The organism is Paenibacillus sp. PK4536 (assembly GCF_028594455.2).
Taxonomy (GTDB): Bacteria; Bacillota; Bacilli; order Paenibacillales; family Paenibacillaceae; genus Saccharibacillus; species Saccharibacillus nuruki.
Map to the genome: position 1 here is coordinate 3,074,524 of NZ_CP126313.1, position 25,805 is coordinate 3,100,328.

The following is a 25,805-nucleotide window of genomic DNA, read 5'->3' on the forward strand; positions in this document are numbered from 1 at the left end:
AGAGAGTGACACCAATGATTAATGTTTTACCTATCGGTATTATCGGAACAGGAAAATATGTTCCTGAAAAAATATTAACAAATGCAGATCTTGAAAAAATGGTTGAAACGAATGACGAATGGATTGTCAGTCGTACAGGTATTCGTGAGCGTCATATTGCAGCTCCAGAGCAAGCAACTTCTGATTTAGCCTATGAAGCAGCACTCAAAGCATTGGAATCAGCAGGTATGGATGCAACAGAATTGGATTTAATTGTAGTAGCTACGATTACACCAGATACATTTTTCCCTTCAACCGCTTGTATTTTGCAAGATAAATTAGGTGCAAAAAATGCGGCGGCTTTCGATTTATCAGCAGCGTGTTCTGGATTTGTCTATTCACTAGCATCTGCAACAAGTATGTTGCAAATGGGTTTATATAAAAATGCTTTGGTTATTGGAGCAGATACGTTATCACGTATTACAGACTATACCGATCGTAACACTTGTGTGTTGTTCGGTGATGGTGCTGGAGCAGTGATTATCGGTGAAGTGGGCGAAGGTCGTGGATTTAAATCATTCGATCTTGGTGCTGAAGGTTCTGGTGGCGAATTATTAACAATGCCAGCAGGCGGTTCAAGATTGCCAGCTTCCGCAGAAACGCTAAGCAACAATCAACATTATATTCGTATGGGTGGACGTGAAGTCTTCAAATTTGCCGTTCGTGTGATGGGTTCAGCAACCGATGAAGTTCTTCGCAAAGCAGGAATGACTAAAGATGATATCGATATTTTGATTCCTCACCAAGCGAATATCCGTATTATTCAATCCGCGATGAACCGTCTAGAGTTGTCAGAAGATCGAGTGATGATCAATGTTGATCGATATGCGAATACTTCTGCGGCATCTATTCCACTAGCATTAGTAGAAGCTGTGGAACAAGGACGAATCAAAGAAGGCGATCGTGTCGTTATGGTTGGTTTTGGCGGCGGTCTAACTTGGGGCGCATCTGTATTAGTGTGGTAATCCAACGAATCTGATTGGTAACAGATAATAGGGAGGAGATGATTCCTATGGGTAAAATAGCATTTGTATTTCCAGGTCAAGGTGCTCAAAAAGTAGGTATGGCAAAAGACGTTTACGATGCATTACCTCAAGCAGCAGAGTTGTTCAAAACAGCTGATGAAGTATTAGGTTTTAGCATCAGTGAACTTGCTTTTGAAGGACCTGAAGAGCAATTGAAACAAACAGCGAATACACAGCCTGCTTTGTTAACGGCAAGTATCGCTTTGTTTGAAGCTTTAAAATCTAAAAATATTACACCTGATTATGTAGCAGGTCATAGTCTTGGAGAATATAGTGCTCTTGTAGCCGCTAATGCTTTGGATTTTGATCAAGCTGTAGCGATTGTACGTGCACGTGGTCAATATATGGAGCAAGCTGTTCCATCCGGTCAAGGAGCTATGGCTGCTGTACTTGGAGCAGAACGTGAACCTTTAGCGGCATTGTGTGCTGAGATTTCAGCTACAGGACATGCAGTGGAACTGGCTAATGTGAACTGTCCCGGACAGATTGTAGTATCAGGTTCGGTAGAAGGCGTAAATGCTGTAGCAACAAGAGTGAAAGAAATCGGTGGCAAACGTGCGATTATGCTTGAAGTGAGTGGGCCTTTCCATTCTTCTTTGATGAAATCAGCAGCAGATCAATTATCTGAGCGTTTACAAACGGTATCTTTCCGTGATGCGACTGTACCGGTTGTGGCGAACGTAACAGCCAAAACAGTGACTCAGGGAAGCGATATTCAAGCGTTACTGGTAGAACAGGTATACTCTCCTGTATTATGGGAAGATAGTGTTCGTTTTCTGATTCATGAAGGTGTAGATACTTTTATCGAAATTGGCCCTGGTAATGTATTAACAGGATTAATTAAAAAAATAGATAAAAATGTACGCTTGATTAATATAAGCAGTCTGGAAAGTATAGAAGCACTTCAAGTGGAAGTTTAATCTTCCCTCCAGAAGCCGGATCAGATGATTCATTTGAAAAGGAGATGCGTATGTTATGAGTAAGCCACTTCAAGGACAAGCTGCTTTGGTTACAGGAGCTTCACGAGGCATAGGTCGTAGTATTGCGATTGCACTAGCAGAAGCTGGAGCAGATATCGCAGTTAACTATGCGGGTAGTGAAGATGCTGCTAACGAAACCGTACGTCTGATCGAAGAGTTAGGCGTCAAAGCTTTTGCTGTTCGTGCTAATGTAGGAATAGCTACAGAAGCCGAAGCTATGGTCAAACAAGTTAACGAAACTTTTGGTAAAATCGACATTTTGATTAATAATGCAGGAATTACCCGTGATAACCTGATCATGCGAATGAAAGAAGACGAATTTGATCAAGTCATTGAGACGAACCTCAAAGGTGTGTTTAATTGCCTCAAAGCGGTTACACGTCCGATGATGAAACAACGTTACGGTCGTATTATTAATATTTCTTCTGTAGTAGGTGTACTGGGTAACCCTGGACAAGCCAACTATGTCGCAGCCAAAGCAGGTGTAATTGGTTTAACCAAAGCATCCGCAAAAGAATTAGCTTCACGTGGCATCACAGTGAATTGTGTGGCGCCCGGATTTATTGCAACAGATATGACGGATGAACTGAGTGAAGAACTGCGTAACAAAATGCTAGAAGGTATTCCGCTTGCACGTCTCGGTCAACCCGAAGAAATTGCATCGGTTGTTTCTTTCTTAGTATCACCAGCAGCTTCTTACATGACAGGACAGACGCTTCATGTGGATGGCGGTATGTACATGTAAAAGAAGTACAATATCTCTTTTAGGGATATGTGGCTTTTTACGTGTGATTTTCGTATAATACTTTGGAAGAGGAGGTGAAACGGATGTCTGATGTTTTGGATCGTGTAAAACGCATCGTTATTGACCGTTTGGGAGCTGACGAAGCTGAAATTAAATTGGAATCATCTTTTAAAGATGATCTTGGCGCAGATTCGCTTGATGTAGTGGAACTTGTTATGGAATTGGAAGATGAGTTTGACTTGGAAATTTCTGACGAAGATGCGGAGAAAATTACGACCGTAGGTGAAGTTGTAACTTACATACAATCTCATACCTAAGGCTTAACTAAAGTCCCGTTACCTGCTTGTTAGCGGGCCGGGACTTCTCCTCATTTTGGCGTCTTTTGGATGGAACAAAAAATATACACATGCAGTCGATATAGAGGTGAATGTGTTTGAAGCATAGAGTAGTAATTACAGGCTTGGGAGTTATGACTTCCCTTGGTAAAGACAAAGATACATTTTGGAATAATATCATTACCGGTCAATCCGGTGTAAGTACCATTGAAAGTTTTGATGTCAGTGGTTATCCTACGCAAATTGCTGCTGAAGTGAAAGACTTCAATGCAGAAGATTATATGGAACGTAAAGAAGCTCGCAAAATGGACCGTTTTGTTCAATTTGCAGAAGCAGCAACGGTTGAAGCTTTGAAAGACAGTAAACTTAATATTGCAGAAGATACAGATCCTGAGCGTGTTGGGGTTATTATCGGATCAGGTATTGGTGGTCTAGGTACATTTGAAGATCAGCATGCTATTTTGATGCAAAAAGGACCAAAGCGAGTAAGTCCATTCTTTATTCCTATGATGATTGCGAATATGGCTTCTGGTCATGTATCTATTCTTCACGGCGCTAAAGGACCTAACTTGGCTCCTGTCAGTGCGTGTGCAAGTGGTAGTCATGCCATAGGAGATTCATTCAAATTTATCCGTGATGGTGAAGCAGACGTTATGATTACCGGTGGTGCTGAAGCAACGATTCGTCCTTCGGGATTGGGTGGTTTCTGTGCGATGCGTGCGATGTCTACACGTAACGATGATGCAACAACCGCAAGTCGTCCGTTTGATACCGGTCGTGATGGATTTGTAATGGGTGAAGGTTCAGGAATTATGATTCTTGAATCACTGGAGCATGCTCAAAAACGTGGAGCTCATATTTACGCTGAAGTGATTGGTTATGGACTAAGCGCAGATGCTCACCATATGACAGAGCCTGATCCTGATGGTCCAGCTCGTTGTATGAAAATGGCGATTCGTAGTGCAGGTATTGCACCGGAAGATATTGATTATATCAATGCTCACGGTACATCGACTCCTGTAGGCGATAAGTCTGAAACCAAAGCAATCAAATTAGCATTAGGCGATCATGCGTATAACATCGCTGTAAGTTCGACCAAGTCGATGACAGGTCACCTTTTAGGAGCAGCTGGTGGTATTGAAGCTGTAATCTGTGCACTATCTTTAGAAAATCAGATTATCGCTCCTACGATCAATTTGCATAATCAAGATCCTGAATGTGATTTAGACTATGTGCCGAATGAAGCGCGCAAAGCAGATTTGAATGTAGTAATGTCCAACTCTTTTGGATTTGGGGGGCATAATGCCTCAGTCATCCTGAAGAAATTTGAAGTGTAAGGAGTCAGTTTCTTGAACGGAGATGTGAAACAGCTACAACAGCAAATTCAAATCCAATTTCAAAACCGTCAATTGCTCAAACAGGCGTTCACACATGCTTCGTATGTGAACGAACATCGTTTTAGTCAACATCAAGATAATGAACGTTTGGAATTTTTGGGTGATGCGGTTTTGGAATTGACAGTGTCGGAGTACCTGTACAATGCATATCCTGAGCGTCCTGAAGGTGAACTTACGAAGTTGCGTGCAGCGATTGTATGCGAGCCTTCGTTGGTGAAGTTTGCGGAAGCGCTCGACTTTGGCAGATACGTTTTGCTTGGCAAGGGAGAAGAATTGACAGGCGGACGTCAGCGTCCAGCACTGCTCGCTGATGTTTTTGAATCTTTTATTGGAGCATTATATCTGGACCAAGGCTTAGAAGCTGTGAAGTCTTTTCTAAACGCACATGTATTCTCAGGCATTTCTCCAGGTGGGCAGTTCCAGATGATGGACTTCAAGACCGAGCTTCAGGAGTTAACTCAGCATCACAATATGGGAGTACTGGAGTATCGTATTATTGAAGAGAAAGGCCCTGCACATGAGCGGGAGTTTGTCTCGGAAGTATGTATGGGAGAAGAGAGTTTAGGTCAGGGAGCCGGGCGTTCTAAAAAAGAAGCAGAGCAACGGGCAGCTGCCGCGGCATTGAATCGGTTGAAGTTGAAATAAACCGTTCTCTTTTCTGACAATTACAGGACAAACAAAGAGCAAAGAGCAGTCACAGCCAGCTTGCGTGAATCAAGAGGCATCGACCGCTTTTTGCTCTTTTTCCATTGATGAAGCAGCAGGTAATTATGCTACAATAGCAGTAGAGGTGAACAACGAACTATGTTCCTGAAAAGAATAGAATTAGCAGGATTTAAATCTTTTGCGGATAAGACAGAAATGGAATTTGTGAAAGGTATTACCGCCGTTGTCGGACCAAACGGTAGCGGTAAAAGCAATATATCTGACGGGATCCGCTGGGTGCTTGGTGAGCAAAGTGCCAAGTCTCTTCGTGGTGGCAAAATGGAAGATATTATTTTTGCAGGTAGTGATAGTCGGAAGGCAGTAAGTTATTCAGAAGTGTCGCTTACACTTGATAATGAAGATCAGACGCTACCACTCGATTTTGGCGAAGTTACGATTACGCGCCGTGTACACCGTAGTGGAGATAGCGAATATTTGATCAACAAACAATCTTGTCGTCTAAAAGATATTACTGAGCTGTTTATGGATACAGGGATAGGGAAAGAAGCTTATTCGATTATCGGGCAAGGACGTATCGAAGAAATACTAAGTACTCGTTCGGAAGATCGTCGGGGTATTTTTGAAGAAGCATCTGGAATTGTGAAATACAAGTCTCGTAAAAAAGATGCGGTTCGTAAATTAGATGATACCGAGCAGAATTTGTTACGTATCTATGATCTTGTACATGAATTAGAAGATCAGATTGAACCCCTAAAAGAACAATCTACCAAAGCGATTCATTTCAAAGAACTCAAAGAAGAGCTTAAACATAAAGAAATATCGCTCTATGTTCATGGTATCGAACGGATTCATACCGCATGGAGTACAGCAAGTGCCAAAATGGCTGAACTGGAAAAAGTACAGCAAAAGTTAGCAAGTGTTGTATCCGGTCATGATGAGAAGCTTGAAAGTGAACGTGGTGCTCTTCGTGAAGCAGAAGAAGCTGTAGAGCAACTACAAGGATTACTGCTTCAATATAGCGAGCAGACGGAGAAATCAGAAGGTCTGGGTGAATTACTCAAAGAACGCCGTCTAAATTTAGAACAAAATCAAAAGCAATTAGGTGTAGCTTTAGAGCGTAGTGAAGAACGTACCAGTCAGCGTACAGGAGAAAGTCAACAATTACAGACCAAGTTCGCTACCTTAACGAAGCAATTGCAAGAACTACAGCAAAATATTACTCAAGAAGAAAATAGCCTGATCCAGATTAATGGTGGTATCGGACAACATCAGGAAGAAAGCTTGAAAGGCGAATTGCTAGAACTGATGAATACGATGGCACAAGCTCGTAATGAAATTCGGTACGCAGATCAGCAGACCGAGAATACACAACGCCGTATGGTACGAGCAGAAAGTGAATCTGGTAAATGGAAAGCCGAGAAAAAACGTCTTGAAGATAGCAAAGTTGCTTCTGCGTTACAGACGGATAAATTAGCTAAAGAAATTGCTAAAATACGTGTTGATTATATTCAACATAGTGAGCAATTGCATAAGTTACAGAAGTCTGGCGAAGAAATGCAGACAGCCATTCGCAAATGGGAGCAACGTCGTGAAGCATTAGTGTCTCGCCGGGATACGATGCAGGAAATGCAAGAAGACTTTGAAGGCTTTATGCTGGGCGTTAAAGAAGTGCTCAAAGCTTCACGTAACTCACAACTGCACGGAGTACACGGGGCTGTAGCCGAACTCATCACCGTGCCTGAGAAATTAGAACTGGCAATGGAAACGGCGCTTGGTGCTTCAGTACAGCATGTGGTGATGGAAGATGAAGAAGTATCGCGTAAAGCGATAGCATTTTTGAAGCAACGTCAATTAGGCAGAGCTACATTTTTACCTCTTGATGTTATTCGTCCACGCAAAATGCAGGATAATGACAAACGACTTGCTGAAAGTGCAGAAGGTTTTGTCGGGATTGGTGCTGAACTGGTCGACTATGATGAGCGTTATGCATCGATAGTCGGTAGTCTGATCGGCAGTGTAGTCATTGCAGAGACGTTAGAGCAAGCCAACCGTATCGCAGGCAAATTAGGATACCGTTACCGGATCGTGACGCTTGAGGGCGATGTTGTCAACGCAGGTGGATCGATGACCGGGGGTAGTCAGCACAAAAAGAATAATAATTTACTTGGACGTAAACGCCAATTGGATCAGTTGGGAAATGAGATCACTGAAAGCGAGTCTCAAGTGAAACGTCTGCAAAAAGAAATTATTGATGTGCAGAAGCGTCTGCAAGATCATGAACATCGACTGGATCAATTGCGAGCGGATGGGGATCGTAAGCGTACAGAAGAACAACAGGTCGCAAGCGAACTCAAACAAATCGAGCATGAGTTACGTCATGTGAATGAACAATATGAATTGTATGGACAAGAGACAAGTAGCTATACTGAAGAACTTGCAGGGATTGCCAAAGCTCGTAAAGATGCAGAACAGAAACTAATTGAATTGCAAAAGCAAGAGCAAGCGATTCAAGATAGTATCCAAAATGCAGAAAAAATGCGTAAATCGAATGAGTCTGCTAAAGAACAGTTGCAAGAAAAAGTAACTGATCTCAAAATTCGTGAAGGTAAACTGAGTCAAGAAATCTTCTCACTAGAAGAACAATTATCCCGTTCACAGGAAGAATCACAAGATTATGGTCAAGAGTTGGAGAGCAATCGAGAACAACTGGCTGTTATTCTTAAAGATTTGGAAAAAAATGAGCGTGAACAAACGAAGCAACGTACTGATTTGGAACGTCTACGCCGTAAACGTACAGAAACCAGTGAACAACTTGAATTGAAACGTGCAGAACGAATACGACTTCAACAAAAGTTAGAACTGGAAGAAAACGAAACACGCGAACAGCGTAACGAACTCAAAACCGTTGAAGATGAATTGCGCAAAATAGAAATTCAAGTCAATCGCTTGGATGTAGAACTTGAAAATATTTTAGCCAAATTGCGTGAAGATTACGAACTCACTTACGAAATGGCAAAAAGAGATTATGAATTACCAGAAGATATTGAAGTGGCTGAAAAAGAAGTGCGTCATCTGAAATCCAAAATCATGGATCTGGGTGAAGTAAATCTAGGAGCGATCGAAGAATATCAACGTGTGAATGAACGTTATGAATTTTTGACGCTTCAACAAAACGATCTGGTCGAAGCCAAAACAACACTATATCAAGTCATTCGCGAAATGGATGAAGAAATGTCCAAACGCTTCAAAGTCACATTTGATGCGATTCGTGGTCAATTTGGTACGGTATTTAGTAAGTTATTTGGTGGAGGTCGTGCAGACTTGGTATTGATCGATCCTGAACGCATGCTTGAAACAGGAATTGATATTGTCGCCCAACCACCGGGTAAAAAGTTGCAAAATCTACAATTGCTTTCTGGTGGCGAACGAGCATTAACAGCGATGGCATTGTTATTTGCCATTTTACAAGTTAAACCTGTACCGTTCTGTGTACTCGATGAAGTAGAAGCGGCACTGGATGAAGCGAACGTAGTGCGGTTTGCACAGTATCTAAGAGAGTTTTCAGGATTAACACAGTTTATCGTAGTGACTCATCGCAAAGGCACTATGGAAGAAGCTGATGTGCTATATGGAGTCACGATGGAAGAAGGCGGCGTCTCGAAGCTGGTTTCTGTTAAATTGGACGATGAAGAAGCAGATATCGCTTAATCTATTTACATTTTGATAGGCTTATTATGGACTATATATAATTGATCATCTGGAGGAATCTCATGAGCTTTTTTAAAAAGTTAAAAGACAGCATTTCTACAAAAACAGAAACAGTAACTAAACAGTTCCGCGATGGTTTAGAAAAAACACGTAAAGGGTTTGTTGAAAAAGTATCAGACCTTGTAATTCGTCGCAAAAAAATTGATGAAGAGTTCTATGAAGAATTAGAAGAAATTCTTATCGGTGCTGATGTAGGCGTAAATACAGTGATGGAGCTTATTGATGATCTTCGTGAAGAAGTTCGTATTCGCCGAATCGAAGATGCTGCTGAACTACAACCTGTATTATCTGAGAAGTTAACGGGCTTACTTCGTGGAAACGAAAATACAGGCTTAAATATGCAACCAGGTGGAATTACAGTTATTTTATTTGTAGGTGTCAATGGTGTAGGTAAAACAACAACAATTGGCAAAATGGCACACCGTTTCAAACAAGAAGGTAAAAAAGTGTTGCTTGCCGCAGGAGATACATTCCGTGCGGGAGCTATTGAGCAATTAGAAGTATGGGGCCAACGTGCAGGCGTAGAAGTGATTAAGCAACAATCAGGCTCTGACCCAGCAGCAGTGATGTATGATGCTGTACGCGCAGCTAAGCAGCGTGGAGCAGACGTATTGTTATGCGACACCGCAGGACGTTTACAGAATAAAAGCAATCTAATGGATGAGTTGAACAAAATCTTCCGTGTAATTCAACGTGAAATTCCAGATGCTCCGCACGAAGTACTGATGGTACTTGATGCGACAACAGGTCAAAATGCACTAAGTCAAGCCAAACTATTCGGTGAGAAAAGTGGCGTAACGGGTCTGGTATTGACCAAATTAGATGGAACCGCTAAAGGTGGAATCGTGGTAGCCATTCGTCAAGAATTAGACTTACCGGTTAAATTTGTAGGTCTAGGCGAGAAGATTGATGACTTACAACCGTTTGATAGTGAACAGTTTGTTCATGCTTTATTTGCAGGATTGATTCAAGAAGAGGAAGAAGCTGAAAAGACGGATTCCAAAGAGTAGGGCCAGATTGCCAAAGTAGCATCTTCATACAGAACTGAGTTATAATAGCAGTAGAAATCAAACGGAAATGAGATAACTCTTATCCGATTTCTACTGCTTTTTATTTTCGTTATCAGATACGATCTAGAGTTATTTACATAACATTTAAGCATCAAGTAGATCATATAGCATGGGGATAAGATTGGATCGAAGAAAGGAAGTGACTTATGGCTCTCACACATACGTATAGCCGTAAAGAAGAAGTAGCAAATGCAGTAACTCATGGTATAGGAGCTGCTCTTAGTATTGCTGCATTAGTTATTTTAATTGTTTTTGCTGTACTTAAAGGTACACCATGGCATGTAGTAAGCTTTACGATTTATGGAGTCAGCATGCTGTTGTTGTATACCAGTTCCACCTTAGTACATGGATTCAGAGAGGGCAAAGCCAAAGATTTATTTGAAATTTTTGATCATTCAGCCATTTATCTATTTATTGCAGGGACATATACACCTTTGATGTTAATTGTTGTTAAAGGGGCACTGGGTTGGAGTATATTTGGAATCGTATGGGGCATCGCCATTTTAGGATGTGCATTTAAAGCATACTTCGTCAAACGTTTTCTATTTATGTCGACGATTTTCTATATCTTAATGGGATGGTTAATTGTTATCGCATGGGAACCATTGACAACGAATATGGCAAGCGGTGGAATTATTCTACTTGCTATTGGTGGATTAATGTATACGCTGGGTACGATCTTTTACGTCTGGCGTGGATTTCCTTTCCACCATGCGGTTTGGCATCTGTTTGTGCTCGCAGGTAGCATTTTGCATTTCTTTATGATTTTATTTTATGTTTTGCCGATTCATTTGTAATAGATAAATAGACGTAAAAAGTTCATATTTTGGGCTTGCATGATCGATATTTGAAGCTCATTTATAAAAGTAATAAGATGTTAAGTAATTATGCTTGACATCTTATTTTATTTTTTGCTATGATATAGAACGTTGATGAGGTGTAAAGTGTTTTTCCTTGACGGAGGGAGTGCCCCATATGAGTCAAGAGAATCGGCTCGATAAAACGACCCGAATTAATTCATTATTTGATTTCTACGAGCTTCTACTTACAGACAAACAGCAGATGTTCCTTAAATACTATTTTCATGATGATTACTCTCTAGGAGAGATCGCCGCAGAGTTCAGTATTAGTCGACAAGCGGTGTATGAGCATATTAAGCGTGCAGAGCAAGTATTAGAAATGTACGAAGAAAAGCTTGGTCTGATGGAAAAGCATTATCGCCGTGTGCGTGATTTAGAAGAGCTCAAATCGACATTGTCTTCAAGTGGAGTGACGCATGAATATCAATCGCAAATGATGGATATTGTAGAGCGCTTGGAAGCCAACGATTAATTCATATATACTTATACATGTAAAGAAGTACGATATAGATATACAGACCATATATTATTTAACGTGAAATAAACGGAGGTGAAGACACATGGCATTTGAAAGCTTAACAACACGACTGCAAAACGTATTTAGCAAACTTCGTGGTAAAGGTAAAGTATCTGAAGAAGATGTAAACGAAGCAATGCGCGAAGTGCGGTTAGCGTTACTTGAAGCAGACGTTAATTTCAAAGTCGTAAAAGAATTCATTTCCAAAGTGAAAGAAAAAGCGGTCGGTAAAGATGTGATGGAAAGCTTCACACCAGGCATGGTAATTATCGACATTGTTAATAAAGAGCTTACCGAGTTGATGGGTGGAACACAGTCCAAACTTGCCAAAGCAGCGAAGTCACCAACCGTTATTATGATGGTCGGGTTGCAAGGTGCTGGTAAAACAACAACCTCTGGGAAACTAGCCAAAATGCTTCAAAAGCAAAATCATCGTCCTTTACTGGTTGCAGGCGATATTTATCGTCCGGCAGCGATCAAACAGTTGCAAGTACTGGGAGAGCAAATCAATACACCGGTATTTACAATGGGAGATCAGACAAGTCCAGTTGAGATTGCTCGTCAAGCTTTGCAAGAAGCCAAAAATAACAATAATGATTACGTGATTATTGATACAGCAGGTCGCTTGCATATTGATGAAGAATTGATGGATGAATTGCGCCAGATTCATGAATTAGTGAATCCGGATGAAGTTCTGTTAGTTGTAGATGCGATGACAGGTCAGGATGCAGTCAATGTAGCCGAGAACTTTAACACTCAATTGCAATTAACAGGTGTAGTCTTAACTAAGCTTGATGGAGATACTCGTGGTGGTGCAGCATTGTCTGTCAAAGCCGTAACAGGGTGTCCGATCAAATTCACCACTCTTGGTGAAAAGCTAGATGCAATGGAAGCTTTCCATCCAGAGCGTATGGCTTCACGTATTCTAGGTATGGGTGATATGTTATCCTTGATCGAAAAAGCTCAAATGAATATCGATGAAGATAAGGCAAAAGAAATGGAACGCAAAATGCGTAATGCCGAATTTACATTCGAAGATTTCTTAGAGCAAATGGATCAAGTGAAAAAGCTTGGACCGCTTGATCAGATTATGGACATGATTCCAGGTATGGGAAAAATGAAAAACCAAAATCTTCAAGTTGATGATAAGCAAGTTGGACGTATTGAAGCAATTGTTCAGTCGATGACTGTTCAGGAGAAACAACATCCAGAGGTAATCAATCATAGTCGTCGTAAACGGATCGCTACAGGTAGCGGAACTTCTGTTGCAGAAGTAAACCGTCTGATCAAGCAGTTCGATGAAATGCGCCGTATGATGAAGCAGTTCTCGGATATGATGGATCCTAAGGGCGGCGGCAAGAACAATAAAATGATGAAACAAATGCAAAAAATGGGTGGCAAGGGAATGAAGTTTCCTTTCCGTTAAACCCAGGAAATGCAATGTATATATTATTGAACTAATTTGAAGGAGGTGAATTTTCGTGGCAGTACGTATTCGTCTAAAACGCATCGGTGCTCATAAAGCGCCTTTCTATCGTATCGTGGTTTCCGATTCTCGGTCCCCTCGTGATGGCCGTTTCATCGAAGAAATCGGTACTTATAATCCAGTTGCAGAACCTTCTGTAACTAAGATTGATGAGGAAAAAGCTCTTCAATGGCTTCAACAAGGAGCACAAGCTTCTGATACCGTTCGCAACTTGCTTAGCAAAGCGGGCGTTATGAAAAAGTTTCATGAGCTTAAACAGCAAAAATAATTGCTGATTCGGAGGAGTATCTATGGAACAATTAGTAATGGTTATTGCTAAAGCTCTCGTGGATCATCCCGATGATGTAAAAGTGAACGTTGTGGAAAAAGAGAACTTGATCGTATACGAACTTAGCGTCCATCCGGACGATGCTGGTAAAGTGATCGGCAAGCAAGGACGTATCGCCAAGGCTCTCCGCACGGTCGTTACATCAGCAGCAGTCAAGACTAATAAACGGGTGACCGTTGATATAATGTCTTAAAAATATACGAAAGAGGGTTAGGATGATGTCCTAGCCCTTTTTCGTACATTTTCAATCAAAATACGATCAAATATAGATTACAGGTTAGAGGAGAATAACATGACTGAACAATTTTTAACTGTAGGTAAAGTAGCAAATACACATGGTATCCGCGGAGAACTCAAAATATATCCGAATACCGATTTTGCTGAAATTCGTTTTGCTGAAGGCAAAAAACTCTGGATGATTAATGAAGAAAACGGGAATAAACTTGAAGTTGAAATCGTAAGTTCTCGTTTGCAGAAAAATATGTATGTGGTTCGTTTTAAAGGATTTGGCAATATTAACGAAGTAGAGAAATATAAAGGCTGGACATTAAAAGTTTCTAAAGATGATATCATCGAGTTAGAAGAAGATGAGTTTTATTTTCATGAAATTCTAGATTGTGAAGTCTTTACAGAAGAAGGCACCAAAATTGGTAAGATTGTAGATATTTTAAAACCGGGTGCTAATGATGTATGGGTCGTTCGTCCAGATAAAGGCGAAGAAGTATTGATTCCTTATATTCATGATGTGGTGCTTGATATTAATGTTGAAGAGAAAAAGGTACTGATTCATGTGATGGAAGGTCTTTTGGAATGATGAAGATCGATGTGCTGACCTTATTTCCGGAAATGTTTACCGGTGTATTTGGTTCTAGCATTCTGGGTAAAGCCGCTGCCAAAGGTATTGTGGAATTAAATGCGATTAATTTTCGTACGTATTCTAAAAGCAAACATGGTACGGTAGACGATACACCTTATGGTGGAGGCGGGGGAATGGTGCTCAAGCCTGAGCCTATTTTTGATGCTGTGGAAGATTTGGCACCTGCATCAACATCTGTATCTCCACGTATTATTTTGATGTGTCCACAGGGGGAGCCTTTTACCCAACGCAAAGCTGAAGAATTGGCTCAGGAAGAACATTTGATATTTATCTGCGGTCATTATGAAGGATATGATGAACGTATTCGTGAGCATCTGGTAACCGATGAGATATCAATAGGTGATTATGTGCTTACTGGCGGTGAAATACCGGCTATGGCGGCTGTAGACAGCATTGTACGCCTTTTACCAGGGGTATTAGGGAATGCTAACAGTGCGGTGACCGATTCGTTTAGCACAGGCTTGCTAGAATATCCACATTATACACGTCCAGTCGAATATAGAGGGATGAAAGTACCTGATATTTTATTATCCGGTCATCATGCTAATGTAGAAAAGTGGCGCCGTGAACAATCCTTACTTCGTACATTAGAACGTCGTCCAGAATTGTTAGAACAAGCTGATTTGACAACCAAAGAACGCCAATGGCTTAACAATCAGCGTAGTTAACTAAATATACCTAAGAATTTCGCTGTATGAAGATCTGTAGAGGTCGATTATGGGGAAATTCTTTTTTGTATCTCTAGGTACATATTGGAATTGGATAAGCCCAATGAATAGGAGTTTGGACACCATGAATGATTTGCGACAGGAATACGTGCAATGGTTGGATCGATTAAGTAGTGACTTGCGTAGTCAGGGATATGCTTCAGTTTTAAATAAAGAATTTGTAGAACAGGATGCTACGATTGTGATCAATCGTTTGCTACCGGAATTTGCCTATCTTATGTATATTGAAGTCGAATCGTACAAAAAATATTTTATCGCTGATTACAGTGGACGTAATACAGTCGTGAAATTAATTGATCGTAGTATTGATCACAAAAAGACAGCAAGAATACGAGCGTTAGAAAATAGTCGATTAACAGATCATCTTACTTTTGAAGAAGAAATCAATCGCTTGAAAAGTCTACAACATCTACTAGAACAAAGTGATTTTGAATAGTTAACCATATAGATAATGAATCAAAGATGATTTAAAGTGGATATATCTTTTAACTTTTTTTGAAAAAGTGTTGTTATTCTATAAGGATCTATGATAATATTAGACTGTTGTGTGAATCTGATGGTCCTCTACGATCAATGATGAGGAATTATTCCCTGAGACGTATGAACATCTGTGTGGAAGGAGGAAGTTATTAATGAATATCATTCAAGAAATTACTCAAGATCAACTTCGTAAAGATATCCCTAATTTCCGTGCAGGCGACACTTTAAAAGTGCATGTTAAGGTAATCGAGGGTACTCGCGAACGTGTTCAGTTGTTCGAGGGAGTTGTAATCAAACGCCAAGGTGGCGGCATCGGTGAAACTTTTACAGTACGTAAAATTTCTTACGGTGTAGGTGTGGAAAGAACTTTCCCAGTAAATTCACCTAAAATCGATAAACTAGAAGTAGCTCGTCGTGGTAAAGTTCGCCGTGCGAAATTGTACTATCTTCGTGAGCTTCGCGGTAAAGCAGCTAGAATTAAAGAATTGCGTCGTTAATCCTTTTGGATACGCGATTGAGAAGGGCTTGGTGAAACAAGCCCTTTTCGTTATTTTTACGCTGTTATTTAAGATAATGATTCACATCCGATTCCGCCGGACAGCCTTTATACACGGCTGTAGACGGGATTTTTGTATTTCTTGACGAATAGAATCCTTCAAAATTTGGTTTTTACAAAATTGTGTGTAAAATAGATAGAGTGAAATCGTATAGGTACTTGGTATACGTAGCATAAGGATTAGTCCTAGTATGTTAGTCGGTACATATACAAAGCGCCAATTAAACCAGGAAAGAAGGCATGGCCTATGGAGCAAGACACAAAACCATCTAACAATGAAGTACATGCAGCAAATACGACAGAAGTACAAGAACCTGTCAACACAGGTACTCCAGGTTCAGGAACGATACAACCTGAGAAGAAAAAGAAAAGCGAGACAAAAGAGTGGATCAAAGCGATTGTGGTTGCTTTGTTACTTGTTGTCGTTATCCGCTGGTTCTTGTTTGAACCGTTTATTGTAGACGGTCCATCCATGCAACCGAATTTTCATACGGGTGAACGTGTGATCGTGAACAAAATTCTATACGATATTCGTACTCCGCAACCTGGAGAAGTAGTTGTACTGAAAGTTCCTTCACAAAATCGTGACTTTATCAAACGTGTTATCGCTGTTGCTGGAGACACTGTTAAAGTTGAAGGTGATAAAGTTACTGTCAATGGTAAAGAAATCAGTGAGCCTTATATCCAATCGGCATTGGATAATGCACATGCACAAGGTAGCGATTATAATATTAACAATTTCCCAACAGAGAATTTCCCGGATGGAACTGTACCTGCGGGTCATGTATTTGTTATGGGAGATAATCGTTCCAACAGTCAAGACAGTCGTATGATCGGTTATATACCGCTTGGAGATATTATTGGACGTGCAGATGTTATTTTCTGGCCGTTTAGTGATGCGAAGTGGGTTGAACAATAAAGCTGCCTAACATATACGGACAGCTAATTTAAAGAAGTAAGGGGGAAAACCGATGGCTATTCAATGGTTTCCCGGACATATGACAAGAGCACGTCGCCAGATCGAGGCAAAGCTTAAATTAATCGATATGGTTATTGAACTCGTGGATGCACGTCTGCCACTCTCCAGTCGTAATCCAATGATTGATGAGATTTTGCAGGGCAAACCGAGAATGATTATTTTGAACAAATCCGATTTGGCTGATCCCAAAGTGACAGCAGAATGGGTTGAATATTTTAAAGAAGAAGGACATGCTGTTCTTCCTTTAGACTCTGCAAGTGGACAAGGGATCAAAGAGATCGCGGAACGTTCTAAAGTCTTGTTGAAAGACAAGCGTGACAAACGTGCTGCTAAAGGCATGAATCAACGTCCTATGCGCGGATTGATTGTAGGGATTCCAAACGTAGGTAAATCGACTTTGATCAACCGTCTTGCAGGAAAAAGTATTGCTTTGACCGGTGACCGTCCAGGTGTAACCAAAGGGCAACAGTGGATCAAAGTCGGTACAGAAATGGAACTGTTAGATACACCGGGTATTTTGTGGCCTAAATTTGAAGACCAAATTATCGGTTATAAGCTAGCAGTAACAGGCGCTATTCGTGAAGAAATTCTGAACGTAGAAGATGTAGCTTATTTCGGAATGAAATACATCTGCAAGCACTATTGGGATAATATCGCTGAACGTTTTGAATTATCTGAACAACCACAAGATTTTGAAAACCCGAATGAAATCGTAGAAATTATGGAAGAAATCGGTCATAAACGTGGTTGCTTAATGAGTGGTGGACGCATTGATTTAGAAAAAGCGTCCAAAGTTATTTTGCGTGAGTTGCGTGCAGGTAAAATGGGACGAATCTCCATGGAGACTCCTTAAGTATTGGAGGAATCATCATGTCAGAATTGTTAAAATATGAACGTGAATGTATTACAGAAGGATATCACCATATTGCAGGTGTAGATGAAGTAGGACGAGGTTGTCTATTTGGAGATGTGATTGCGGCAGCTGTAATTATGCCTGAAGGTGTAATCATTGAAGGCGTAAATGACTCTAAAAAGCTGTCTGAGAAAAAGCGTGAGCAACTCTATGATCAGATTATGGAGCAAGCACTCGCTGTAGGTGTTGGTTATGTAGACGCAGCAACGATTGATGAGATTAATATCAAGCAAGCTGCCAGGCTAGCGATGAAGATCGCTTTGCAACAATTAAGCGTATCTCCTGATTACATTCTCGTGGATGCTGAAAAGGTCGATCTTGATATTCCGCAACGCTCGATTATCAAAGGTGATGCGAATAGTCATAGTATTGCGGCTGCGTCGATTATTGCCAAAGTCACTCGTGATCGTCTGTGTGTGGGTGAATGGGAAGAACAATATCCAGGCTATGGTATTGCTGGTCATAAAGGATACGCGACCAAAGTTCATCGTGCTCAGATTATTGCGCAGGGGATTACACCATTACATCGCAAAAGCTTTTTGGGCAATTTATTACTCGAACAACCCACTTTATTTTAGACATCAAGGTATTGAATTCTAAGATAGAATGATTTATTATGCATCTATATTACTTTATGTGAAGATATCAATAGATATGCTATGGGAAGAACCCGCATCTTACAATAAAGAGCGGGTTCTTTTTTGTATAGACATATCCTCATCATTAGACACTTTTTAACCGATAAATAAGATAACCAAGAGGACGAATCGTAAATCAAAATATACATAAGCATCGACTACAAATGGTCTTCATAATGTTGAAGTTATTTATAGTCTACTTGTTAGTGATACAAAAATAGAGATCATGATGAACTAGAAAAGATGATAGGAGGGATGACTATGAATATTGGATCACTATTCCGTGGGCTTATAGGCGATAGCAAGCCAGGTGAAGCACGGCAAATGGAGTTGAAAGAAGGTCAAGTCGTCCGCGGAGTGGTGACAAGCGTATCGGAAGATGGGCAAGAAGCAGTTGTCCAGATTCAAGGTGTGAAGGTCAGAGCCAAATTAGAGACACCTTTACAACAAGGAGCAACTACATTATTACAAGTACAAGCTCCTGATTCAGATGGGTTACCTGTTTTAAAACCTGTAACAGGCAATCCATCGAATCCTTTATCTAATGCGTCGATGGGAGAAGTATTAGAATCTTTTAACTTGCCAGATACCAAAGAAAATCGTGAAATGATTACTCAGATGAGAGCGTCGGGTATAACGCTTAATGCCGATAACGTCAAAAATATACAATCAACACTGTCTCAAAAGCCAGTTGGTGTACCTGTAGGTGAATGGGTACAATCTGCGGCTGTAGCGATTCAGCGGGGTCTACCTGTGACAGCACAGAGTGTGAGCGGTCTACAGCAAGCGATATTTGGACCTCCTCTTCATGATCTGTTAAGCAATCTGGATAATCTGGTTCGTGCTACCGTGACACAAGTACAAGAAAATGCAGTGAATCTAGGTAAAGGTACAACTAGCGATCAAGCGCCAGAGAATGTAGCATCGAATCCATCGACATCTAATCAGGCAGTTCAAGGAAATGCTAATCCCGCACAAAATAATAATCCCACATCTGTGTTACTGGGTAAATTACAAACGGTACTGGATCAATTGGGAAGTATCGTTGCACAATCTGCCAATCCAGATACAGATGTTAATAGTGGCAAAATGACTTTACCATCTGTACCTAATCCAAATGGTCCTCAATCGCCAACAGCACCTGTGACCACAACAGCCAATAATCCAACACAACAAGCACAAGGATCAATGACAAATGCTTCTACAACGATTAGTCCGTCAAACACTGCGGAGGATGCTCCATCAGTTCTGGCTAATTCTACAAATACAGCAGCAACAGGTAGTCCAAAAGCTCAAGCAACAGAACCGTGGTTGGGTCGTGTGTTGAAATTGCTTGGAGCAGAGCATGAACAACAAGTAGCACGTGCAAGTGTAAATAATACAGCCCCTGAAACTGTACCTACACGCTCTGAGCAGACAACCACATCTTTGGGAGCTAATGGACTTACACAAGCATCAACAGACCCTACAACGGCTCGTAATGCTAATCCGGCTCTTCAGTCTAATATGAATATGGTTAATGGTATGCCAAATCCTACATTAGAAGAACTATTGCCTGCACCTACAGCTCGTGTTGCTAATCCGAATGGACTCCAACAAATCGCAACAAATCCAGATCAGATAGCTCCAGATGCCGAATTGCAAAACACCATGAATCCGAAACAAGTGACTGCCAATGCACAGGCGCAAGCAGCAATTAATGCGCAGAATACACCAACAGAAGCAGATCCTTTACTGAATCCTGCACTTCTAAATAACCGTAATAGTGTAGATGCGACAAATCCAGCTCATATTGCACAACAAATGGCTTCGAATACGGATGATGCTGTTAGCAAAGTTCAAGATACATTAAAAGGAATCTTACTTCAATTGACAGCCGCAGATGATGTTCCTCCAGCGTTGAAAGAAGCCGCGCAACAGCTAGTTCAGCAATTAACAGGTCAGCAATTATTGCTAAATACAGATCGTACTGCTCCTTTTGCACAGGTCACGATGTTTGTTCCATTTAAAGGTCCAGATGGACAGGAAACAGCTTCTGTACAGATTCAATCTCGCCGTGGCCCTAAAGGGGAATTAGACGCTTCTAATTGCCGACTATGGTTTGACCTAGATATGCATTCATTAGGACCTACTCTTGTCGATGTGCATGTCGTAGACAAAATCGTTACTCTTAAAGTGCATAATGATCTGGAACAACTCGCACCTCTTGTTGAAAGTAAACGTGAAGAAATGGCTACAGCGATGAGTGCATTAGGTTATCAATTGTTATCTCTTAAAGTAGATGCCATGCCTGTTCGATCCATTGCTACTAATGAAAACAGTACAGGTATGTCAGATCATGATCTTTTACAACGTTATGCACCGCCTGATTACAAAGGGGTGGATATGAAAATATGAATAAACCCAAAGACGATATGGCAATGAGAGCCAAAAGAGCCGTTGCCCTTAAGTACGATCCAAATCAAAATTCAGCTCCGATAGTAGTAGCCAAAGGTAAAGGAAGAATTGCCGAAAGTATTCTAGAAAAAGCGCAAGAAGCAGGAGTAGCTGTGCAACAAGATGCGGCGTTAGTTGAAGTATTGTCGAAGCTTGATCTTGATCAACAAATTCCGGGTGAATTGTTTGAACTGGTTGCTGAAGTGCTTAGCTTTATTTATCGTGCAGATAAGAATTTGAATCGAGGCGGTCATGATTGGTGAAAACAGATGATCGCAAATACAAAGGACGTATTGCCGAAGATACCGCTGCTTATTATTTAGAACAACAAGGCTATCAGATTGGTTATCGCAACTGGAGCTGTCGTAGTGGTGAGTTGGATATTATTGCTTTTTACGAAGGCACGATTGTGATTGTAGAAGTGCGAAGTCGTACAAGTGATGTATATGGCACGCCCGCTGAATCTGTCGACTGGCGCAAACAAAAACAAATTCGGGAAACCGCAGAAGTCTATGCGCATCACAAAGGGCAGTCACATTTTCCTTTTCGCTATGATGTGATAACGATTCAGATGAATCATTCCTATCAAGTGGTAGAGTTGGAGCATATCGTAGCTGCTTTTGTATAATGAGTTGTAAATAAAATCTATTGAAAATAGAGGAAGCACCCTTTTTCAATAAACCGGTAGTTCTATCCGCACTGTAATCAGTTGCGAGATTAACAAGGTTTTTGGAGAAAGGGTGTTTTTTTATTATGTATGGTAAATTATTTAGTGCTTGTTTACATGGAATCAATGGAGTTATGGTGGAAGTCGAGACAGACTTATCGAATGGTCTGCCCATGGTTGCGATTATTGGATTACCCGATTCAGCGATTCGAGAATCGATCGAAAGAGTGCGTTCTGCGATTAAAAATTGCGGATTTACTTTTCCTAATCAACGAGTGACGATCAATCTGGCACCCGCAGATTTACGCAAAGAAGGTTCAGCCTTTGATCTTGCGATTGCGATGGGTATTTTGACAACAAGTGATCAGATTGTTTTGCCGGATCAAGATCAAATCTTGTTAATTGGAGAATTAGCATTAGATGGGACTTTGCGACCTGTTCCGGGGGTGTTGTCTATGGTCGATACCGCTCGTCAGCATGGGTTAAAAGCAGTATTGGTTCCTCAAGAAAATGCAACAGAAGCTGCGTTAGTAGAAGGTATAGAGGTATATGCTATTCATCATCTAAATGATTTGTTTGCTGGTTCACAACATGATTCCGATAGGAAAGCAAATCAGCCTGTATCGCAAGATCATATTGAATCTTTCCACATGTCTTTACCCGGTCAGCCTGAGATTAAAGTAAAACAGATTCATGCTCATTCTTCTCCCAATGAACAGAAACTCGCTACAGCGATAGATGATTCGATGAATAAATCGAAAAAGAAATCAGATCCACGCAAAATGGTCATTCTGTCCCCATTACGTGTACAAAAGGTCAAAAAAGAACATATCCAGCATCCCACGTCATCGATGCAAGAAGATTATGGAGATGTATTCGGACAGCAACATGTGAAGCGAGCATTAATGATTGCTGCCGCAGGAATGCATAATATCTTATTATTAGGTCCTCCCGGTACAGGAAAGACGATGTTGATTAAACGTCTACCTACTATTTTGCCTGTCTTAACTGATGCTGAAGCACTGGAAGTGACTAAAATTTTTAGTGTATCAGGACGATTCAAAGACTCTAATGCTGGCTTAATCTCTGTGCGTCCTTTTCGCGCCCCTCATCACAGTACAACAGTTACAGGATTGATTGGAGGGGGAAGTATACCTAAGCCGGGAGAAGTCAGCCTGGCGCATCAAGGGATATTATTTTTAGATGAATTGCCAGAGTTTCCAAGATCGGTATTAGAAGTATTGCGACAGCCGCTCGAAGATCATCAAGTGACGATCAGTAGAGCACGAGCTGTATTTTCATTCCCCGCTAATTTCTTATTAGCAGGTTCGATGAATCCTTGTCCTTGTGGATATCTAGGGAGTACACATGCTGCTCATCCTTGCACATGTAGTCATAGTCAGATTGCTCGCTATCGTTCCAAAATCTCAGGTCCATTATTGGATCGAATAGATCTGCAAATAGAAGTGCCTCGTCCTACCGAGCAAGATTGGCAACGAGCCAAAGAAGGAACAGAAGATACAGGCTATGATTCGGCAAGTATGCGTGCTGTCGTAGAGCAAGCACACCAGATTCAATTGAATCGCTATCAGCATTTGGATATTCATTGGAATAGTGAATTATCAGGTAAATGGTTACGTGAATATACCTTTTTATCTGATTCTGCTAACCAACTGTTAGAAACGGCTTTTGAACAATTAGGAATGAGTATGCGAGCTAGAGATCGAATTTTGAAATTAGCTCGAACGATTGCTGATCTGGAAAATATGGAGCAGATTGAAGCGGTTCATATTGCAGAAGCGATTCAATATCGTCAATTAGACCTGAGTAATCCGATGCATGGATAAGTAGTAACATATATTAATGTAAAATAGATAAAAAAAGTGAACAGGAGGAATGACTTATCTCATTCCTTCTGTTCACTTTCTTGCTAATTGGGATAAGACAGTCTATTTAACTTAAGTAATAGATAGCATTTAAATATTGTAAAATAGATCGTGACTCTTCTATAGAAGTACGTAGTGCAATATAGCCATCTGGACGAATCAATAGTAGTTCTTCATTTGATATATTGTAAATTCGATAAGCATTTCCTGCTTTATCAATGATATGATCTGTTCTCTCTGTGTGTGATGGAAGTATAGAATATAAGCGAAGCTGGTCATGAGTAAGGTTTTCCAATATAGAAGAATCGGTATGATTTACAAAAGCTAAAACTGTCCAGTGTGTACCACGTAGCAGATCAAAAATAGTTCCGGAAAATTTTTCACTTTGCAGAATATCAGCATTAGGAGCACGATCTCCAGGTAGTAAAAGAGGAATGTTTTTTCCAGTAAATGAACGAGTAAGAGAACTGGAGCGATAGGAAATAGAAAGCCCGCTTGTTAGATCATCGGATATTGTACTTAGAGATTGAGATAATGACCCACTTTCAGTTACTGTTGCAGTAACTGCTTTTATTTTCTTAGAACTATCTTGAAGAACAGCTTGAGCAATTGGACGGCGCTCCTCATCATACGTATGGAGTAAATGAGTATCAGCTCCTTGAAGTACGGCGGCTAGTTTCCATCCAAGATTATACGCATCTTGCATCCCTGTGTTCATACCCTGACCTCCTGCTGGAGAATGAACATGTGCCGCATCACCAGCAAGGAAAACTCTATGGCTATGATAACATTCAACCATCCGCACATTGATTCGGTAAATAGAAAGCCAGGATGCATGAGTGAGCTTAACACGCCCAGTACCAGCTCGTTGATCCAACATAGTCTGATACAATTCTAAAGATGGTTCTGCTGGGTTTTGAATTTCTGCTGAAATAGTGGCTTGCAGTTGCCAAATATTCGATTTGGGTAGTGGAGTTATCCCTAACATTCCTTCTGAAGATGTCCAAATATGAATACGATCACGATCTAGACCTTCTAATTGTATATCTCCCAGATACCACCGCTCATCATCGTATGTCTCGCCAACTAATGGCAATTGAATAAACTTGCGAATATTACTTTTACCTCCATCTGCACCGACTACATAACGAGCATGAATTTGCTCTTCGCCTTGCGATGTCTTGACAGTTACTGTTACTCCATCCAAATCTTGAACAAGCTTTACAGCTTCTATCCCTAACTCGACTTGACCTCCAAGAATAACATAGCAATCACGTAATGCTTTTTCTACATCAAATTGAGCAATCCAGACTGGATGACGATAGGGTGTCTCAAACTTGCTGCTAGCGGCAACAGTAATAGATGGCTTATCTATACTTTTACCATCAGCAGTATAATAACGAACAGGCAAATCGACAACACCTGTATCTAAAATGTAGTCAATAGCTTCCAAATCATCAACGACCTCAAGGGAACGAGGTTGAATAGCTTTGGATCGAGATGCTACGTTATATACAGTGTTTTTATCAATAATGCGGTGGCTAATATTTCGACGGGCAAGATCGCAAGCAAGTGTAAGTCCTGTAGGTCCAGCTCCAACAATAAGCACATCAATAGAAGAAAAGATCGTTTCCATGTATAGAATCCTCCTTGGGATATAGCAGATAATGAATTATACTACACCGTGCAGTGTAATAAGTAAAGTGGAACTTTAATCAATTTTTGATAATATACTTATAAGGGGGGAATTTGAGAATGAATACGATAGAAAATAAAAAAGTTCGTAAAGGTTCTTTAGATAAACGAACTAAAATTATTGCAGCAGCACGAGAACTTTTTCTATCTGAGGGATTTAACCAATCCAGTGTTGATGCTGTTGCTCATAGAGCAGGAGTTTCTAAACGGACAGTGTATGATTATTATGGGGATAAACAACACTTATTACTTACGGTTATGGAAGAAACCAGTGCAACTGTTCTAAATATGATTGAACAAGGAATTTCAGATCATCTTTTGGAATTTGATGATTTGGAGCAAGCTCTTATTTTATTTTGTGAACAAATAGTTGTCTTTGCCAATGGTTCGTCTGATTATAAAGCTTTGATCCGTCTAGCTATGGTAGAGGTTGCTAATTTGCCAGAATCTTTTTATGAAGATATGGATCGTGCAACAGAAGAAGGCATTATCAAGAGGTTTATAGCGTTTGGAGAAAATAAATTACTGAATATCCCTGATCCTCATATGGCTACCAAGCACTTTGCTGCGCTAACGATTCTGCTGGTATTTAATCAACCCAACCCTAAGGATTTGGATCAAAAGCAAGTGAAACATATCATTACTGAAGGCGTACGCGTTTTTCTTCGCGCTTATGCACCGATGATGTAATGATGTCATAAAAAAGAGAAGTGGCTATTATAGCTACTTCTCTT

Annotated in this window: 26 protein-coding genes; 25 read left to right on the top strand and 1 reads right to left on the bottom strand. The window is 40.6% G+C overall.

Annotated elements, in window-relative coordinates:
• Positions 1-14 precede the first annotated feature (14 nt).
• The 24 genes from PO903_RS13855 (at position 15) to PO903_RS13970 (ending at position 23,337) form a co-directional block, all read left to right on the top strand.
• Positions 15-1,004, top strand: a complete 990-nt coding sequence (locus PO903_RS13855) for a beta-ketoacyl-ACP synthase III (protein WP_069327425.1) — start codon at positions 15-17, stop codon at positions 1,002-1,004.
• Positions 1,005-1,051: 47 nt separating this feature from the next.
• Positions 1,052-1,984 (top strand): ACP S-malonyltransferase, encoded by a 933-nt coding sequence (gene fabD / locus PO903_RS13860; protein WP_273593709.1) that lies wholly within the window; start codon positions 1,052-1,054, stop codon positions 1,982-1,984.
• A 55-nt stretch (positions 1,985-2,039) separates the two neighbouring features.
• Positions 2,040-2,789: a 3-oxoacyl-[acyl-carrier-protein] reductase gene (gene fabG, locus PO903_RS13865; protein ID WP_069327423.1), complete on the top strand. Its 750-nt coding sequence runs from the start codon at positions 2,040-2,042 to the stop codon at positions 2,787-2,789.
• 83 nt (positions 2,790-2,872) lie between these two features.
• Positions 2,873-3,106, top strand: coding sequence for an acyl carrier protein (acpP, locus tag PO903_RS13870; protein WP_069327422.1), 234 nt, complete (start codon positions 2,873-2,875; stop codon positions 3,104-3,106).
• A 116-nt stretch (positions 3,107-3,222) separates the two neighbouring features.
• The gene (gene fabF / locus PO903_RS13875; protein ID WP_161594245.1) at positions 3,223-4,461 is read left to right on the top strand and encodes a beta-ketoacyl-ACP synthase II; all 1,239 of its coding nucleotides are present in this window, start codon (positions 3,223-3,225) and stop codon (positions 4,459-4,461) included.
• A gap of 12 nt (positions 4,462-4,473) precedes the next feature.
• Positions 4,474-5,166: a ribonuclease III gene (gene rnc / locus PO903_RS13880; protein WP_069327420.1), complete on the top strand. Its 693-nt coding sequence runs from the start codon at positions 4,474-4,476 to the stop codon at positions 5,164-5,166.
• Positions 5,167-5,325: 159 nt separating this feature from the next.
• Positions 5,326-8,895, top strand: a complete 3,570-nt coding sequence (smc, locus tag PO903_RS13885; RefSeq protein WP_273593710.1) for a chromosome segregation protein SMC — start codon at positions 5,326-5,328, stop codon at positions 8,893-8,895.
• Positions 8,896-8,957: 62 nt separating this feature from the next.
• Positions 8,958-9,965 (top strand): signal recognition particle-docking protein FtsY, encoded by a 1,008-nt coding sequence (ftsY, locus tag PO903_RS13890; protein ID WP_273593711.1) that lies wholly within the window; start codon positions 8,958-8,960, stop codon positions 9,963-9,965.
• Between the two features lie 206 nt (positions 9,966-10,171).
• Positions 10,172-10,822, top strand: a complete 651-nt coding sequence (trhA, locus tag PO903_RS13895; RefSeq protein WP_273593712.1) for a PAQR family membrane homeostasis protein TrhA — start codon at positions 10,172-10,174, stop codon at positions 10,820-10,822.
• 178 nt (positions 10,823-11,000) lie between these two features.
• Positions 11,001-11,357, top strand: a complete 357-nt coding sequence (locus PO903_RS13900) for a putative DNA-binding protein (RefSeq protein WP_069327416.1) — start codon at positions 11,001-11,003, stop codon at positions 11,355-11,357.
• 88 nt (positions 11,358-11,445) lie between these two features.
• Complete coding sequence (gene ffh / locus PO903_RS13905; protein WP_069327415.1) at positions 11,446-12,828, top strand: signal recognition particle protein; 1,383 nt, start codon at positions 11,446-11,448, stop codon at positions 12,826-12,828.
• 55 nt (positions 12,829-12,883) lie between these two features.
• Positions 12,884-13,156, top strand: coding sequence for a 30S ribosomal protein S16 (gene rpsP, locus PO903_RS13910; RefSeq protein WP_069327414.1), 273 nt, complete (start codon positions 12,884-12,886; stop codon positions 13,154-13,156).
• A 22-nt stretch (positions 13,157-13,178) separates the two neighbouring features.
• Entirely contained in the window at positions 13,179-13,409 is a 231-nt protein-coding gene (locus tag PO903_RS13915) for a KH domain-containing protein (protein ID WP_069327413.1), read from the top strand.
• Positions 13,410-13,508: 99 nt separating this feature from the next.
• Positions 13,509-14,030 (top strand): ribosome maturation factor RimM, encoded by a 522-nt coding sequence (rimM, locus tag PO903_RS13920; RefSeq protein WP_273593713.1) that lies wholly within the window; start codon positions 13,509-13,511, stop codon positions 14,028-14,030.
• A complete protein-coding gene (gene trmD / locus PO903_RS13925) occupies positions 14,030-14,761 on the top strand; it encodes a tRNA (guanosine(37)-N1)-methyltransferase TrmD (RefSeq protein ID WP_137222920.1) in 732 nt (243 codons plus the stop codon). Before rimM ends, trmD begins: the two co-directional genes overlap by 1 nt.
• Positions 14,762-14,885: 124 nt before the next feature.
• Positions 14,886-15,257 carry a hypothetical protein gene (locus PO903_RS13930; protein ID WP_273593714.1) on the top strand — a complete coding sequence of 124 codons (372 nt, stop codon included), beginning with the start codon at positions 14,886-14,888 and terminating at the stop codon, positions 15,255-15,257.
• Between the two features lie 196 nt (positions 15,258-15,453).
• A complete protein-coding gene (gene rplS, locus PO903_RS13935; RefSeq protein WP_069327410.1) occupies positions 15,454-15,798 on the top strand; it encodes a 50S ribosomal protein L19 in 345 nt (114 codons plus the stop codon).
• A gap of 306 nt (positions 15,799-16,104) precedes the next feature.
• Positions 16,105-16,776: a signal peptidase I gene (lepB, locus tag PO903_RS13940; RefSeq protein WP_273593715.1), complete on the top strand. Its 672-nt coding sequence runs from the start codon at positions 16,105-16,107 to the stop codon at positions 16,774-16,776.
• 52 nt (positions 16,777-16,828) lie between these two features.
• Positions 16,829-17,689 (top strand): ribosome biogenesis GTPase YlqF, encoded by an 861-nt coding sequence (gene ylqF / locus PO903_RS13945; RefSeq protein ID WP_273593716.1) that lies wholly within the window; start codon positions 16,829-16,831, stop codon positions 17,687-17,689.
• A gap of 17 nt (positions 17,690-17,706) precedes the next feature.
• Positions 17,707-18,327 (top strand): ribonuclease HII, encoded by a 621-nt coding sequence (gene rnhB, locus PO903_RS13950; RefSeq protein ID WP_137222674.1) that lies wholly within the window; start codon positions 17,707-17,709, stop codon positions 18,325-18,327.
• A gap of 321 nt (positions 18,328-18,648) precedes the next feature.
• Positions 18,649-20,784 (top strand): TP0910 N-terminal domain-containing protein, encoded by a 2,136-nt coding sequence (locus PO903_RS13955; RefSeq protein ID WP_273593717.1) that lies wholly within the window; start codon positions 18,649-18,651, stop codon positions 20,782-20,784.
• Entirely contained in the window at positions 20,781-21,086 is a 306-nt protein-coding gene (locus PO903_RS13960; protein WP_069327406.1) for an EscU/YscU/HrcU family type III secretion system export apparatus switch protein, read from the top strand. Before PO903_RS13955 ends, PO903_RS13960 begins: the two co-directional genes overlap by 4 nt.
• Positions 21,083-21,451, top strand: coding sequence for a YraN family protein (locus tag PO903_RS13965; RefSeq protein ID WP_241669336.1), 369 nt, complete (start codon positions 21,083-21,085; stop codon positions 21,449-21,451). The genes PO903_RS13960 and PO903_RS13965 overlap by 4 nt, the downstream gene beginning before the upstream one ends.
• Positions 21,452-21,576: 125 nt before the next feature.
• Positions 21,577-23,337 carry a YifB family Mg chelatase-like AAA ATPase gene (locus PO903_RS13970; protein ID WP_273593718.1) on the top strand — a complete coding sequence of 587 codons (1,761 nt, stop codon included), beginning with the start codon at positions 21,577-21,579 and terminating at the stop codon, positions 23,335-23,337.
• A 106-nt stretch (positions 23,338-23,443) separates the two neighbouring features.
• Here the strand turns inward: PO903_RS13970 and PO903_RS13975 are convergent, their stop codons facing one another.
• Positions 23,444-25,012 carry an FAD-dependent monooxygenase gene (locus PO903_RS13975; RefSeq protein WP_273593719.1) on the bottom strand — a complete coding sequence of 523 codons (1,569 nt, stop codon included), beginning with the start codon at positions 25,010-25,012 and terminating at the stop codon, positions 23,444-23,446.
• A 119-nt stretch (positions 25,013-25,131) separates the two neighbouring features.
• Between PO903_RS13975 and PO903_RS13980 the strand changes: the two genes are divergently transcribed.
• Positions 25,132-25,761 carry a TetR/AcrR family transcriptional regulator gene (locus tag PO903_RS13980; protein WP_069327402.1) on the top strand — a complete coding sequence of 210 codons (630 nt, stop codon included), beginning with the start codon at positions 25,132-25,134 and terminating at the stop codon, positions 25,759-25,761.
• Positions 25,762-25,805 lie beyond the last annotated feature (44 nt).